This window comes from Paracoccus zhejiangensis, from assembly GCF_002847445.1.
GTDB lineage: Bacteria > Pseudomonadota > Alphaproteobacteria > Rhodobacterales > Rhodobacteraceae > Paracoccus > Paracoccus zhejiangensis.
Window position 1 is genome coordinate 60,401 of the sequence record NZ_CP025432.1, and the last position, 16,234, is coordinate 76,634.

Genomic DNA, 16,234 nt, shown 5'->3' on the forward strand with positions numbered 1-16,234 from the left:
ACTCCGCACACGCAACCAGGGTCTGTTTCCTTTTCCCTCGGCCAAATCGCTCAGTCTCAGGCAGAAAGCGCCCGAGCTTCCGCGAACGACAAAAGTCTATGGCGTTGCTCGTCCCAGAGGTGGAGGCGCGCGCAGCGGAAGCTCTCCCAAAGTGTTATGCGCTTGGTCTGCGCCAGGACATCGTGATCCCGGATAACCTCGTCCAGACGGTAGAAGGGAATGCGGCTGGCCAGATGATGCACATGGTGAACGCCGATGTTTGCGCTGATCCAGCGCAGGATACCGGGCAACGCATAGTGTGAACTTCCGTGCAGGGCCGCGTCCTGAATGTTCCAGTCCCCGTCGTGCTGCCAGCTTGTATCTTCGAACTGATGCTGCACGTAAAAGAACCACATGCCGGTAACCGCTGCCAGAAGCATCGTCGGGAGGAACACGAACAGCAGAACATCCCAGCCGCCCAGCCAGATGATCGTCATCAGTGAAAGGCCAATGGCGAGGTTTGTGCCCATCGCGCTCAGCCAGTAGCGCCAGCCGGATCGCATCAAGTGCACGGGCAGGCGGTTTTGCAGGAAGAATGTATAGAACGGCACCACGCCGAACAGGAACAACGGATTGCGGATCAGCCGATAGCCTGCCCGGCCAACTCGGCTCATGTCCTGATATTCGCTGACCGTCAGGATCGGCATGTCTCCGACGCCCCGATGGTCCAGATTTCCGGTCGTGGCGTGGTGGAGCGCGTGCGTCTTGCGCCAGACATCGTAGGGAGTCAGAGTGAGAACGCCGATCACCCGCCCGATCCAGTCGCAGAGGCGCCGGCTCCGGAACAGCGACCCGTGGCCGCAATCATGCTGGAGCATGAACAGACGGACGAGAAAGGCCGAATTCGTTAGCGCCAGAATGATTGCCAGCGCGATACTGATCGACAGCGCCCACCAGGCTACAGCCCAGAGCACCACGAACGGCACCACTGTGATCGCGAGTTCAAAAACGCTACGCGACGGGATAGGCTGTCGATACGCCGCCAGCGTTCGTGTCCAGTCCGATGGGGTGAACTGTAACTCCTGCGATGCGCGGTCGGTCTCGATTGATGAACGGCCAGCACTTGACGCGGCGTCTGCTTGCGATGCGGCACCCCCTGGGCAGAGAGCGGAGGCACCATGTTCGCCTCTTTCGCTTTCGGCAGCGTTCCATTGGCTAGGCTGTTGTGGCTGCTTGGTGTCTGAGCAGGACGAAAACGTCATGGGTGGTGCAGCTCCACTGCGATTGGATGCATCATGCCGGTGGTCTCCGCACTGAATTGCCCCCCGCGATGATCTGGTTGATGAGCGCCGCTGCGGCCCGGTGGATTTCCGCGTCAGGCTCAGTGTCGATGGTGTTCTCGTGGGTGGCCGCAGCGTCGCGGAGCACCCCGACGATCTCATTCTCCGGCAGCAATCCGCGATCGTTCATGGCCAGCAGAAGTGACTCGCAGATCGAAAGGGCGGCCAGTCCTGCAGCGTTATTCGATGTAGACATCCGGTGTATTCCTATCATCCTATCACTATCTGGCAGTGAAACCAGTCTGATGAATTCCTCATGTTCGCATGAAATGCTCTATGCTGGGCTGATCGAAAGCAGTCCCTGAGCTGATCTCGGCAGATCCTCCGCAACCGAAAGGAAAGGGTCATGACACCGCTCGCGGCAAGCCCGCTCACCCGAAAACTCTCGGCATTTGTCGCTTTGTCAGAGGCCGAACTTGCGGTGCTAGCGCGTCTGCACGGGCGTCGGCGGTCTTTTGTCGCCGGGCGAGACATGGCGCATCAGGGGCAATCGGATCAGGCCGCCTTCATCCTGTCCGCTGGCTGGGTCTGCTCTTACAAGATCCAACCGGATGGAACGCGGCAGATCGTCGATTTTCAGGTGCCCGGCGATTTTCTGGGATTGCGAAGCGTGCTTTTGCGTACCTCAGACCACAGTTTCGAGCCTGTCGTGGACGTAGAGGCTGCCGAAGTCTTGACGGGCGATCTGCTCGAGGCGTTCGCGCAGACACCGCGGCTCGCAACGGCCATCCTTTGGGCGGCATCGCGGGATGAGGCGATGGTGGTTGAACATCTCGTCGGGATTGGGCGGCGGGAAGCGGGTGCGCGTATGGCGCATTTCCTGCTGGAGTTGGGATCGCGACTGGCTCTGGTGGGCATGGGGAGTAAGGAGGGGTACGACTGCCCGCTTACGCAATATCACCTTGCCGACGCGCTTGGATTGAGCGCTGTCCATGTGAACCGTGTGTTGCGGCAATTGCGCGAAAGCGGTCTGGTGACTTTCCGGGACGGTCACGTGACGTTTCACGACTACAGCGGGTTGGTGGATCTCGCCGAGTTTGATCCGGCGTATCTGGATCAGACCGGGCCGCTTTTAAAATGATAGAGTCGCCCTCAGTCTTCAGCAAGCGTCTCAGAAGGTCGCGGCAGGCGCTTGACCGTTACTCAAGCGCGCTTCTGGCGGCGTCGAGTTCCACGTTCGTCTCGGCTTCGCTCATTTCTTTTCGAGCTTTTTGAGCTGCGAGTAGGTGCTGGAGCGCGGCATCTTTCTTCGAACCTGCAGGCGCGTCATTGCACGCGGTTTCGACGGATTTCATCTTCAGGGAGGGTCTACTCATATCCATCGTCATTATCTTGTCCTTTCATTGATCTGCCGGGAAATAAGAAGCGCACGGACATACCGACCTTTTGGGAAAAGTATGGTGGTGTCGCGAATGCTGTGGAAATTCCCTGGCGGCGCGGTCCGGGCATGTGCAGGCTCGGTTTTTCAGGCGGCGAGGTCAAGAGGCATCGGTTCTATGGGCTGAGACAGGGTCTCCCATCCATCGACCTTGCGCATCTGGATCTGTCCGGAAGCGAGTAGCGCCCAGAGCAGCATCGGGACGGTCTCGGCGCAGGGCAGCACGGTCTGGGTCTTGATGCGGCGGCGGAATTCCTCGTTCAGACGTTCGATGGCGTTGGTCGTGCGGGCGGACTTCCATTGCGACGGATCCAGGCGGGTGAAGGCGAACAGCCGCGCCCCGGCTTCTTCAAGGCTGTCGGCCATCGCCCGGCACTTGAGCCGCCACTTGCGCAGGAAAGCCTTGCGGCAGCGCTCCACCTCGGCGGAGGTGTCGGCGTAGATCATGTCCCGGTAGTCCTCGGTCAGCTCGTCGTGCATGTGCTTCGGGGCATGGGCCAGAAGGTTTCGGTGCTTGTGAACCGTGCAGCGCTGAATCGGCAGGTCGTCGCCCCAGAGTGCCACGAGCGCGGCTTCCAGCCCCGGAGCGCCGTCGACGATCACGAATTCGGGCCGTTTCAGGCCCCGGGCATCAAGATCATCGAGGAACTGGCGCCAGGCTGCCGTGCTCTCCCCGCCCATGTTCCTGATGGAAAGCAGCACCTTCTGCCCGTCGCGGCGCACGCCGATGGCGGCCAGCACCGAGATGTTCGTGGCTTTGCGGTCGAGCCGGGTCTTGATCACGGTGCCGTCGAGGATCAGACGGACGATGTCCTCATCGGCCAGACTGCGGGCACACCAGGCGTCCCAGTCCACCTTCACCTTGCGCCAGGCGCGGCTCACCACGTCCTTGCTGACGGCGCCCTCGAACAGCCCGAACAGCGCCCGCTTCACGCGCCGGGTGTTGGTGCCGGCGAGATAGACCGCGGCGATCAGGGCCTCGGCCTTCTTTGTCAGCCGCTGATAACGGGGCAGCGCCTTCGAGCGCCATTCCGTTACCTTGCCTGCGTCGTCCTCGATCCGGGCGCGCGGCACCCGCACCGTTTCAGTCCCGAAGGTGCCGGTGAGTTGCCGTTCGCGGTGCCCGTGGCGATAGCCTTTCGCCGGGCCGTCGCCCCGATCGTAGCGAAGGCGGCCGAGAAAGCCCGCCAGCTCCTCTTCGAAAACGGCTTCGATGGTCGCGCGGACGTTGGCCCGGAGCCGCTCCTCGATCGGGTCGAACCCGGCCTCCCCGGCCAGTAGCGCAAAGCTCGCAGTGTCGGTAATCTGGTTCATGGCGTGATCTCCCTGGCGGTTGCCGCCGCCGGTTGGGTGGGTGGATGTTCACCCGGAGATTACGCCGCCTTCAAATTTCCACCACTTCCGAGACACGACCAAAAGTATGCCCCCGCGCCTCTCAGGTACTCGGAAATACTGTGCCCCCAAAAGTACGGTGGGCACATCTCCATATACGGCTTCTCAGAACTTGGCGGCACTGACGCAGATTAGCCCGGGCGCTTGGCGCAGCTCGATCTTGTTCACGACTAGCTCTCGTTCAACTGAACGCAGTCGAATTCGGCCCCAGCACAGCGGTTTTGACCGGGAGGTATCGAGACTATGCACATGTCGTGATCACTCTTCGCCATCTTAGAAAGTTTCCGGGCTGCTCTTTCATCGGCTGATTTAGAAGGGAAAGAACATCGGAATTGTCAGAACTGCGGCGGCCCCCACGATGATGTTCATTGGGAGACCGATCTTGATGAAGTCCGTGAACTTGTAGTTGCCCGCACCATAGACCAGTGTGTTGGTCTGATAGCCGATCGGGGTCGCGAAGCTTGCGCTCGCTCCGAACATGACTGCGACAACGAAGGGGCGTGGATCAACCCCGATCTGGTCCGCCAGTCCGATCGCCAGAGGGGTCACGACGACCCCGACCGCACTGTTGGTGACCGCCTCCGTCAAGGTCGAAGCGAGCAAATAGACCGCGGCCAGGGCGATGATCGGGGGCATGTCCGCAAGCGGCGGGGCAATGGCACCGACGATCAAGGCAATCGCGCCCGAGTGCTGCAGCCCCGCACCAACCACCAGCATCGAGAAGATCAGAACGAGCACGCCCGCGTCGATGGAACTCCAGGCCTCATCGTTGTCGATGCAGCGCAGGACGAGGATGAAGGCCACGGCGACGAGGGAAACAAGGCTGATGTCCGCCACACCGATGGCGGCCAGGGCCACCACTGCAAACAGTGCCGCAAGCGCGAGCGGGGCCTTGCCGCGTCGGAAGGGGCGCCCTCCGGCCATCGTGACGCCAGCCAGGTCCCCGGCCTCGATCAGGCGGTCGTAGCTTTCGTCGGTTCCCTCCAATAGCAGTTTGTCCGCAGGTCTGAGGAGCGTGGTCGAGAGGTCGGGGCCGAGGCTTTCCCCATGACGATGTGCCCCAAGGACACGCATGCCATACCTGAACCCGATGGTCAGTTGCGCGATCCGTACACCGCGGCTGCGATGCGAGAGCGTGACGATCGCCTCCGCGACTGTTGTTTCGGCACTATCCCCGGCTGTCGGCCCCTGACGCAGTCCGACATCCCATCCTTTCCTGTTTCTCAACGTCAGCAGTTCGGAGGTGCGGATAACCGCGATCAGCCGGTCACCAGCGGCAAGGATGTGATCGAGCACGTCGTCACGCCTAACCTCTGCACCGGAACGTATTCCGACCACCGTCACACCCGGGCGGGTCAGATCATCGATATCCCCCAAGGCGTGACCCAGCCCCCAGAAATCATCCTTTGGACGCAACTCGGTCAGGAAATCCGCCTCACCTGCCGCACCCAGATCCGTCTGATCCTTGCGGTTGGGAAGCAGGAGCGGTCCGAGTAGCAGCAGGGTCAATCCGCCGGTGGCCGCGGCCACCAGACCGACCGGTGTGATTTCCAGAATTGAGAAGGGCGCCAGCCCGATCTCTCTGGCAACGCCATCGACCAGCAGATTGGTCGAGGTTCCGATCAGCGTGCAGGTCCCGCCGAGCACCGCCATGTAAGAGAGCGGGATCAACAGGCGTGTCGCTGCGAGGCCGAGGCTTTGGGCCAGTCTTATGGCGACCGGGATCAGCACCAGGACGACAGGTGTGTTGTTCATGAGCGCCGAGGCCACGAGGGTCGAAGCCAGAAACACGCCCGTTGCCGCAATGGGGCGCTGGCCGGCGGCGGCTACGACCCGGTTTGCCAGTACATCGAGCAACCCGGTGCGGACGAGGGCGCCGCTGAGGATAAACATCGCGGCGATGGTGATCGGTGCGGGATTCGAAAAAACCGACAGAACAGTGTCTTGAGGCACCAGTCCAAAAACGACAAACAACGCCGCGACCGCTGCGGCCGTCACCTCGGGGGCGAACCGCTCATAAAGGAAACCCGCGAAGAGAACCAGAAGAAGCGCGAGCGCAAGATAAGGCTCGTAGGTGGGCAGGTGTGTCATTCCGGAGTCTCCAGTGCATTGACGGCGGAGAGGTCCTGACGTCGCGCAATATGTGGTCTTTCGTTCTCACTCTACCCCGAAAACCGACGCGGAGCGCTCCTCGATCGGTCGCCGCGGACCGGGGTTGCGGTGATCAGTATTCGATGACCACGTGGCGCACCTCAACGGTCATGCTTCGCTGGGTGTTTCCCGACCCCGTGAAGCTCCCAGTGACCGGGACGACCTGATGAATGCCACGGGCGACCGCCACGGGAATGAGGTTCTTTGATCCGACGCTCCGGTTTGTAGGGTCGAACGCGACCCAGCCGGCACCGGGAATGAAGACTTCGGCCCAGGCATGGGTAGAACCCGCCCCTTCAGATCCGACAAGGCGCGTCTCGGGATCGAAGAGATAGCCGGAAACGATGCGGGCACCGAAACTGAGCGTGCGCGCGGCTTCGGCAAACAACACCGCAAAGTCACGGCATGAGCCCCAACCGCGGGAAAATGTTTCCAGCGGCGACTGTGTCCCTTCCATCTCTCGCCCCTGATATGCGATCTGCGTCGACACCCCGTTGGCGATATCCTTGAGCAGAGACAACGTATCCGTGGGGCGTTGAAGGACGAAGCCCTCGACCCAGCTGGAAAACTTGCCGTCAGGGTCGGGATATTGTGGCGCCGTCAGGGCGCCGAGGTCGGCCCAGTCGTCGCCTGAATAAAGGAAGGGAAAGCTGATTGCCTCCGCCGCTATGGCGAATACCGGCCACACCGCGGCGGTCAGATCGACGGTTGCACGGCTTTCGATGATCAGATGGTCGCTCGGCTGATTGAACTGCGCCGTGGCGACCGCATTGCCCGCAACGTCATGGGCCCAGGTGATATCGGCATGGGGCGTGAGGATGATCTCATGCGACAGCAGCCGCAGGTCCCGGGCTTCGCGCGGGCGCAGCATCATTCGATGAGGTCCAAGCAGAACGGGTTCGCCGTAGCGGTATTCGGTCTTGTGATAGGTCATCAGCGTGGTCACGTTAGGTGCCTTTCGGCTGCAATGCGGTCACCCGGAGTCGGGTCGGTGGGGTGGCGTCGGTTGGACAGGCGGTCAATCCGGCGGGATCGGGAGCACAGAACTGTCGATTTCGGCTGACGTCTCGGTCGACACAAGGGGGCCGAGAGTCAGGTTCAGGTCGTGAGACCCGCCGTCGAGCGGCAGGAACACCGCCGGCCCGGCCGTGATGGGGTGGCCATCCAGCGTGGCTCTCGGATGATCCGCTCTCTCGATCCGGATCCTACAAGACGTGCCCGCCACCCTCAGCGTCATGGAAAATCCCGGCCAGTCGGGTGGCATGGTGGGGGCGATCCGCAGACGGTCTCCGTCCCGGGTCACGCCGAGGATGCCTTCGATGGCCGCACGGTGCATCCAGGCGGCCGCGCCCGTGTACCAGCTCCAGCCGCCGCGTCCGATATGCGGGGCAACGGAATAGACATCGGCGGCGACCGCATAAGGTTCCGTCCTGTAGCGCTGTACGTCCTCAGGCGACCGGGCGTGATTGATCGGATTGAGCATCGCGAAGAGCTCCGCAGCGCGCGCTCCATCCCCCAGTCGCGCCCAGGCCAGAATGGCCCACATCGCGGCATGGCTGTATTGCCCGCCATTCTCGCGCAGCCCCGGCGGATAGCCGGCGATGTAGCCCGGATCCTGCGAGCCCGAGTCGGGACCGATCCCGAAAGGCGGCGTGAACAGCCGCGCCAGATCGTTTTCGCGATCGACCAGAAGGCTGTCGACGGACTCCATCGCGCGCCGCGCGCGGTCGCGATCTGCCTGTCCGGACAACACCGCCCAGCTTTGCGGGATCGAGTCGATGCAACAGGCCGGGGAGCCGGCCGCTCCCAGCCATGTTCCGTCATCGAAGGTCGCGCGGCGGTACCAGTCCCCATCCCAGGTATGGGTCTCCATGGAGAGGCGCAGCGTTTCGGCCTGCTCGAGCCAGCGCCGTGCCCGGGCCGGATCGCGCTTTTCCGCAAGCGGCACGAAGGCGCCGAGCGTCTGCAGCAGCAGCCAGCCCAGCCAGACGCTTTCGCCGCGGCCGGCGGCGCCGACGCGGTTCATCCCGTCGTTCCAGTCGCCGCTGCCGATCAGCGGCAGACCGTGCTCCCCGGTCAGGCTGAGTGCGCGGTCCAGCCCCAGGGCGCAATGATCGAACAGCGCCGCACCGTGGCCCGCATCGTCGGGCAGGAAGAACGCGTCGTGCTCGGTCTCTCCGAGGCGATGCCCTTCGAGGAAGGGCACCTGTTCGTCCAGTATCGCCCTGTCGCCCGTACTCGTCACATAGGCGGCGACAGCATGGCCGAGCCAAACGCAATCGTCGGAAATGCGCGTCCGTACCCCCTGGCCGGAATGCGGCAGCCACCAGTGCTGCACGTCGCCTTCCGGGAACTGGCGGGCGGCGACCCGCAGCAGATGCGCGCGGTTGCGGTCGGGGCGCGTCAGCATGAAGGCCATGTTGTCCTGCAGCTGGTCGCGGAACCCGTAGGCGCCGCTTGCCTGGTAGAAGGCCGCGCGCGCCTCGATCCGGCAGGCGAGCGCCTGATAGGGCAGCCAGCCGTTGACCATGATATCCATCGCCCGGTCCGGCGTCTCGATCCGGAGATCGCCCAGCGTGTCGTCCCAATAGGTCTGTACCGCGGCCAGTTCGGCCTGCATGTCGGCGGACCGCAGCCTTTTCAGAAGCGGGACGACCGCCGCCGCGTCTGCGCATTGGCCGAGAAGATGGACGAGCTCAATGCTCTCGCCAGGGGCCAAGGTCAGGGTCTTCATCATCGCGAGGCAGGGATCGAGCCCCGCTCCGACCCGCCCCGACATGACGGCGCCCCGGCGTAGTGCGGCGGGATCGGCATGGCTGCCGCCCGAGCCCAGAAATTCGGTGCGATCTCCTGTCCAGGCCTCGGCCGGACCGGAAGGCGCGTTGAGCGCCGCGAACATCACCCGGCCGGGAAAGGTAGTGTTCCATGGATTCTGGACCAGAAGCGCGCCAGTTTCCGGCTCGTGCGAGGTCACGAGGAACGGGGCCGAGGCGGCGCGCGATTGACCCATGACGGGTTCGCTATAGGTGACGACGCTCAACCTCCGGGGCTGCGTCCCTGTATTGCGCAGGAACAGCCGCGAGACCCTGACCGGATCGGCGCGCGGCACGAACTGTACCAATTCGCAGTCGATGCCATTCGCCTGATGCTCGAACCGGCTGTAGCCGAAGCCGTGGCGCACGATGTGCGGACCGGCCCTTGCAGAAAGCGGCAGAGGGCGCGCAGTCGGTGAAAACAACACGCCGCTGTCGTCGTCTCCGATGTAGATTGCCTCGCCCGGAGGGTCTGCCACAGCATCATTGGACCAAGGCGTTAGCTGGTTGTCGCGGCTGTTCTCGGCCCAGGTAAAACCGCTGCCGCTGGCCGACACCTGGAATCCGAAGTCCGGATTGGCGATCACGTTGATCCATGGGGCAGGCGTAGTGTCCGGTGGGCCAAGGCGGATGACATATTCTCGTCCCTCCCGGTCGAACCCGCCTGTGCCATTGTAGAACTCGAGGTTCGGGCGGTCGGATGGCGGCCTGGCCTCGTCCCGCTGCGGGGCGGTTCTGTCAAGTCTGTTTGCGCGCAGTCGGAGCGCATTGGCGGGTTGCGGGGCGGGGCCAATCTGTCGCGTGTCTGCGATCATGGTGTCAGCCGTAACAGGATCGGCAAGAAGGGCGTCGAGCTGTTCGCCAATCATGCCGCGCCGGGCCAGCATCACAACCCGCGCCGCAGCCAGGAGAAGCGCCCGCGTATCTGGTGCGATCAGGTCGGAGCGCAGCGCAAACACGGCGCCCCGGGCCGGTCGCGTGTCGTCGCCGGGACGGGAATGGCTGCTGCGCAAGGCGATGTCGATGGCGGTCTGCAGATCCTTGACATAGGAGGCCGGGTGCTCGTTGAGGATCACCAGATCGACCGCAAGCTGCCTTCCCAGCCAGTACTCGTGGGCCTGTAGCAAGGCACGAACCTGTCCGATATCGGCGGGATCGTCGATGCGCAGCACCACGATCGGCAAATCGCCGGAAATCGCGAGCGGCCAAAGGCCGGATTGACGTCCGGAGCCCCGTAACAAGGTGGCAGACGGCAGGCGGAATCGGCGATCATGATAGAGGACAGGGGCGGCGAGGCGTTGGAAGTCGGCGGCTTCGGTCGGCGAGATGCCTAGATGGCGCAGTTGCACCTGAGCCTGGGTCCAGGCCAGGGTCCGTGCGCGGTCATAGGCGCTGCGGTCGTGATGCCGGTCCATCAGATCCATCAGCGCTTCGCGGCTGTCGGCAGCCACCATCCAGACCAGGATCCGTGCGGTGCGCCCAGGCGCGATCAGGAGCCGGTTGCGCAGTGCGAAAACCGGATCCAACACCGTGCCCGTGGTTCCGGCGAGAGGCGCCGGATCGGTTATGGCGCGCGGCTGGGCCTGGTCATGATCGCGGCCGAAAGCGCTGTTGCGATCACTGTCATATTGCAGCGGCGCGACGGTCGTCCCCTCGACCACGGAGAACTGCGCCACCCAGATTTCCGGTTCCTCCGGGCTGCGCTGCCTGCGCCACGCTATCAACGCGCCGTATTCGGGCAGGAACTCGGTCTGAACGAACATCCGCGAGAAGGCCGGGTGCGCCAGTTCTGAGGCCGGATCCGCCAGCGTCAATTCGACGTAGGAGGTTACATCCAGTTCCCGGGGTTTGCGCCCGCCATTGGTCACCGACAGGCGTCGCACCTCCGCATCCGCCTCGCCCGAAACGAGAACATCCAGCACCGTTTCGAGCTGGCCTGTCCGGGCGGTGAAAGTCGCGTGATCCTCGAAGAACTGCACGTCCTGCGCGTCGGCAGTATCCGGCGCGCCAGGTCCGAACCTCTGGTCAGAGCCGTCCGAGAGATTCCGGATGTGGAGGATGGCGCCATGCGGATCCCGGGTCGCGTCCTCGCGCCAGCGGGTGAGCGCAATATCGCCCCAGCGGCTGTAACTCCCGCCCGTGGCGGTCAGCATAACCGCGTAGCGTCCATTCGACATGAGATGAGTGACCGCGGGGCCGCCCGGGGGGCCGGCAATCCGGCGGCCCCGGTCCGCTTCGGACGGCGTCGGACCGCCGGGCCTGGCGTCCTCAAGCGGCGGCAAGGCGCGGTCGATATCGCGCGGCAGCCGTTCCTGGAGCAACAGTTCGCTGGCATGGATCATCGGTTCATGGTGGAACCTCTGGCGCATCAGGCCGCCGGTCAGGGCGTTGGCGATGGCCACGATGGTCATCCCCTGATGATGCGCCATGTAGCTTTGCACCACGGCAACGCGGCGACCCGGCAGCACACGGTCGGGGGTAAAGTCGAGGGCTTCATAGAAGCCACAGAGCCCAAGGCCACCCATGGCCTCCAGGTCGTCGTAGTTCCGCCGTGCAGCACCGGGATCCAGCATCGCGGCCAGCCCGGTTGCATAGGGCGCGATCACCAGATCCCCGGCAAGTCCGCGCTTGAGCCCAAGCCCCGGCACACCAAAGGTGGAATACTGATAGTTGAAATCCACATCCCGCGCGTTGAAACCGGATTCCGAAATGCCCCAAGGGACGCCTTGCGCCCGTCCGTAGGCGATCTGTCTCTCGACGACCAATCGACAGGTGTGACCCAGCTGACCGCCTTCGGGTTCTTGCAGCACCAGCCCAGGCATCAGGTATTCGAACATCGAGCCGGCCCAGGAGACGAGAACGGCGCCGCCACGGGTTGCGGTGACCGTCCGCCCCAGACGGAACCAGTGCCGCAGCGGCAGATCCTGTTTGGCGACGGCGAAGAGACTGGCCAGACGCGCCTCGGAGGCCAGGAGGTCATAGCAGGACGGATCGAGACTGCTCTCATGGACCGAGTAGCCGATGGACAGCAGCTTGCGCTCGGGGTCAAGCAGGAAGCCGAAATCCATGTCCACTGCGAGCCCACGGGCCTGCACTCCCAGCCGATGCAATTCTGCGGCCAGAGCGGCATGGTCGGCCTCAGTTGACGCGGCATCTGTCGCGGCTTCGGCCAAGCCGTCGCGAAGCAAGGACAGCCATCGGGGCGCATGGGGGGGCATAGCCGCCGGAGGCGGAGTGGCGCGTTCGGCCTTAGCCGCCAGGCGTTGCAGGAAGGGCCAGTTCACTTCAGCCTGTTTCAGGCCATCGCGCAGCGATCCGATCGCCTCGGAGCAGGAGTCACTGAGCGGGGACATTAACCGCTCTGCGTCACGCTCCACCAGGTCAAGAAGATCGGTCAGCCCCTGAGATCTCTGACGTGGCGTCGCGCCGGAATGCGCGGCCCAGTCCTCGCAGGCGTTGGCCAGTGCGATCAGGTGGCCGGCCAGATTGCCGCTGTCCACCGACGAGACATAGGGCGGGTCGAGAACCCTGCCGTCTCGCGTGTCGTACCAGTTGTAGAAATGCCCCTTTACCCGCGGCAGCGCTTGCATCGTGCCAAGGGTCGCGGCGATCCGGCTGGCCGCCTGACGCAGGCCGATCCAGCCGAAATCGCGGGCTGTGACAGTGGACAGAAGATAAATCCCCATATTTGTGGGCGAAGTTCTGTGGGCGAGCGTTGCGTGTGGCTGCTCCTGAAAGTTGTCGGGGGGCAGATGGCTGTCTTCTGGCGTGACGAAGGTCTCGAAATAGTGCCATGTCGTGCGTGCGATCAGGCGCAATTCCTGGGCGTCCTGCGGGGTAAGGGCGGCGTCGGGTTGTGCGCGGGAAGGCTGACTGACTCGAAAGGCGATGAGCGGCGCGGCAAGCCAGAGGGCTGCAAAGGGCAGGATCAGGGGGAGCGCACCGGGGGCGGCCAAGCCGGCCAGGCCTGTGGTCGACAGTCCCAGCAGGATCCCCGGCGCCATGGCACGGGAAAATCCCCGCAGATCGGGGCGCGGAGCGGCCGAGACCGAGGCCGCCGTGGTCCATTCCAGGAGATGCCGCCGTGAAACCGTCAATCGCCAGAGTGTGCGGGCGATGGCATCGAGCGCGCGCCAGGCGGCGTCGGCGAGAAAGCTGACCGCCAGCCCGGTTTGCAGCACGGCAAGCGACAGGTCTTCCTGCATCAGGCGCAGGTGGTTGCGCATGTGAAGGCGGCGCTGATGCGGAACGGCGGAAAGGGCCGCGTGCAGGAAAGCGGGCAGGCTCATGGCGACCAGTGCCAGAGCCGTCGCCAGCAAGGCCGCCGGGCCAGGCAGAAGCCACCCCAGTGTCAACAGGACAAGCGTGGCCGGGGCCAACAACGAGCGGCGCAACGTGTCCAGCACCTTGACCCGTCCCAGCGCGCCCAGCCCGCCTTCCCGGCCAAGCCAGGGCAGCAGTTGCCAGTCGCCGCGACACCAGCGATGGATGCGCCGCGCAGCGAGGTCCTGTCGGTCGGGGAAGGACTCGATCAGTTCCACGTCCGAGACGAGCCCGGCCCGGGCGAAGATGCCCTCAAGCAGGTCATGGCTGAGAAGGGCGTTTTCGGGCACGCGCCCGGCCATCGCCTCCTGGAAGACATCGACGTCGTAGATGCCCTTGCCGGTAAAGGAGCCCTCGCCGAAGAGATCCTGATAGACGTCCGACGCAGCTGCAGCATAGGGATCCATCCCGCCCGGACCCGAGGTCGCGCGCTGAAATGCCGTGCCGTGCCGTTCCGGTGTCAGGGCGGGGGTGATCCTCGGCTGTAGTATGGCGTGACCAGCACTGACCCGGCTGAGGGCCGTATCGAAGATCGGCTGGTTCAGCGGGTGCGCCATCTTGCCGATCAGCCGCAAGGCCGCGTCACGCGGCATCCGGGTGTCGGAATCGAGCGTCAGGACGTAGCGCACCCCGGGGGGCACGGCTGGCACATGACCCTCTGCCGTGCGGTAGTCGGTATCATCGGTACCGCGCAACAGACGGTTGAGCTCGTGCAGCTTGCCGCGTTTGCGCTCCCATCCCATCCAAATCTGTTCGGCGGCGTTGTAACGGCGGTCACGATGGAGGTGCAGAAAGCGGGCACCGGCGGGACCCGCGCCGTAGACCTGGTTCAGTCGGGCAACCTCGACGTCGATCAACGCGACAAGTGGCGCATCCTCCGGCATGTGCTGTCCGGGGGCGTCCAGCCCGTCGGTCAGGATTGCAAAAGTCACGTCTCCTTGGGCGCCGGACAGATAATGGACTTCCAGCCCTTCGAGTTGTTCGGTCAGCTCTGCGCCATTTGTCAGCATTGTCGGCACAACCACGAGCGTGCGCAGCGAAGACGGCACGCCGCTCTCAAGCGCCAGTCCCGGCAGTGCCGTGGCAGGTACGGCCCAGGCCACCATGCGATCAACGATAAGTTGAGCGACGGCGCTGGCCGGGATGACCGCTGCGAGGAGCCAGAGCGCAAGCATGGTCCATGACGCGGATGGGCCGGAAAGAGGCACCAGACTCCATGCGCTCAGCGCGAGCAGCCCAAGAGTGACACAAAGAATGCTGCCAAGGTATCCTGCGAGACCGGGTCGGACCTGCGGGCGATGCCATCCTCTGTATCGATAGCCGATCTGGCGTTCGAACGCCTCCCGGCCCTCGGCGAGGAGATGCCAGCCCGGATCGCTTCTCCGCAGGATTTCCGGCTCGGAAATCCGGTCGCCATCCGCTTCCGGCGCAGCCACCGCCGTCGCCAGCACCTGCTCGGCCAGATCCAATTCGCTGTAGTCACTGTGACGAGCGAGATCCTCGAGGGCATCGCGATAGAGGTTGCGGCTGGCGAAATCCATCGCCGAAAATCCCGGATGCTCCCGCAGCTTCGCATCGACCAGGCTGACACTTTCAAAGAGCTCTGGCCAGTCCGTCTCTGCGATCGTGCGCAGGCTGGTGATGACGTTTCGAACCGTGACGTTCGAGGCGCCCTGACGCTCCTGTGCATGCCGGACCGCCAGGTCGACATTCGACCCCTGCTTGGCCAGCCGATCCTCCAGCCAGCCGATGGCCGGGGTCGTGACAGGGTCGCAGTCGCGTAGCCGTTTCGCCAACTGGGCGGCAAAGATCTCAGAAAGTGGCTCGGACGCGCCAATATCTGCAGGCATCCCGGTCTGGTCGGCCTCCAGGAGCCGATCTGCAAGGGTATCCGCCGAGAGGCGCATCCTGTGACCGAAGGTGATCTGGTCGGCCAACCGCCGCAGGTTTTCCAGAAGGACGAGGCGGAGCGTTATCGGAACCGCCCAGAGCTCCCCTATGGTCAGGGGCTGGACCTGCTGATAGGCGCGCAGAAAGCGGGCCAGCGCGGGGGCGTCGAGATGGCTGTCCGTATGGGCGACATAGGCCCAGATCAATTCGAACACTCGTGGATAACCGTGAAACGGCCCTTGGGCGAGTTTCGGCAGAAGCTTGTAGTAGCTGGGCGGCAAATCCGTACGGCAGTCGCGCACCTGCGCCTCGACCCTGTGAAAATTGTCCACCAGCCATTGGGCAGCAGGGACAATAGGTTTTCCCGCCGCCAACTCTGAGAGACAGGCCTTGCGAGTGGCCCTCAGAGCCGTCGCATTATCGTCCAGTCGCTGGCGCAGTGACGCGACACGCGGTGAAGAGGCACATATACGCTGGACCTCCGCCAGGCTGGCGGCGTGTTGCTCCAGCCTTTCGATACCGAAAAGCTCCGCGCGCACCGGCGCGACGCTCTTCCAGGGTGAGGTGCGGGTGCCGCGGAGGTCGAGTCGAGGTAGCGTCCAGGCCCTCATGCTAGAATCCTGTCGGCAAGTGGGCAATTTTGCCGACTTGCCGCTTGGATGCACGTTCTGCGCCCAGGCCCGGGCGATCGCGCAAGACGAGCCGGGTCAGGCCTTTTTCCCCTTCGGCTTTGTGTCGATCGTCAGGCCCTTGCTGAAGGACGGCGCCGGCGCCGGTTCAGCCTTCTTCTGCTTCGGTTTCTTGTCTTCTCGGCCGCGACGGCTTTTGCCCTTCGCCATGGTGTTCTCCTAAGTGTTTTGTGTACGTGGAAAATTCTCTCGCCTCGACGAGGCGAAGACCGCATGCGTCGCGGGCCAGGATTCCGAGGGCCACGCAGGTCCGCATCGGTGCAATTTGAGAGTATCGCC

Annotated in this window: 9 protein-coding genes; 1 reads left to right on the top strand and 8 read right to left on the bottom strand. The window is 63.9% G+C overall.

Going from position 1 to position 16,234, the window contains the following annotated elements; all coding sequences use genetic code 11:
• Window positions 1-56: 56 nt before the first annotated feature.
• Entirely contained in the window at window positions 57-1,241 is a 1,185-nt protein-coding gene (locus CX676_RS20810; protein ID WP_101754715.1) for a fatty acid desaturase, read from the bottom strand.
• Window positions 1,242-1,272: 31 nt separating this feature from the next.
• On the bottom strand, window positions 1,273-1,515 hold the full coding sequence (locus CX676_RS20815) for a hypothetical protein (RefSeq protein ID WP_101754843.1): 243 nt from the start codon (window positions 1,513-1,515) through the stop codon (window positions 1,273-1,275).
• A gap of 150 nt (window positions 1,516-1,665) precedes the next feature.
• Here CX676_RS20815 and CX676_RS20820 point away from each other — a divergent pair, with 150 nt between their 5' ends.
• Entirely contained in the window at window positions 1,666-2,400 is a 735-nt protein-coding gene (locus CX676_RS20820) for a Crp/Fnr family transcriptional regulator (RefSeq protein ID WP_101754716.1), read from the top strand.
• A 58-nt stretch (window positions 2,401-2,458) separates the two neighbouring features.
• On the opposite strand, the gene CX676_RS20825 is transcribed toward CX676_RS20820, so the two are convergent.
• The 6 genes from CX676_RS20825 to CX676_RS23245 form a co-directional block, all read right to left on the bottom strand.
• Window positions 2,459-2,647 (bottom strand): hypothetical protein, encoded by a 189-nt coding sequence (locus CX676_RS20825; protein WP_101754717.1) that lies wholly within the window; start codon window positions 2,645-2,647, stop codon window positions 2,459-2,461.
• Window positions 2,648-2,784: 137 nt separating this feature from the next.
• Window positions 2,785-4,011, bottom strand: a complete 1,227-nt coding sequence (locus tag CX676_RS20830) for an IS256 family transposase (RefSeq protein WP_101754718.1) — start codon at window positions 4,009-4,011, stop codon at window positions 2,785-2,787.
• A gap of 387 nt (window positions 4,012-4,398) precedes the next feature.
• The gene (locus CX676_RS20835) at window positions 4,399-6,180 is read right to left on the bottom strand and encodes an SLC13 family permease (RefSeq protein WP_101754719.1); all 1,782 of its coding nucleotides are present in this window, start codon (window positions 6,178-6,180) and stop codon (window positions 4,399-4,401) included.
• A gap of 133 nt (window positions 6,181-6,313) precedes the next feature.
• Window positions 6,314-7,186, bottom strand: coding sequence for a transglutaminase family protein (locus CX676_RS20840; RefSeq protein ID WP_101754720.1), 873 nt, complete (start codon window positions 7,184-7,186; stop codon window positions 6,314-6,316).
• Between the two features lie 72 nt (window positions 7,187-7,258).
• The gene (locus CX676_RS20845) at window positions 7,259-15,877 is read right to left on the bottom strand and encodes a GH36-type glycosyl hydrolase domain-containing protein (RefSeq protein WP_232816723.1); all 8,619 of its coding nucleotides are present in this window, start codon (window positions 15,875-15,877) and stop codon (window positions 7,259-7,261) included.
• Window positions 15,878-15,973: 96 nt separating this feature from the next.
• A complete protein-coding gene (locus CX676_RS23245; RefSeq protein ID WP_096804700.1) occupies window positions 15,974-16,105 on the bottom strand; it encodes a hypothetical protein in 132 nt (43 codons plus the stop codon).
• Between the last annotated feature and the right edge of the window lie 129 nt (window positions 16,106-16,234).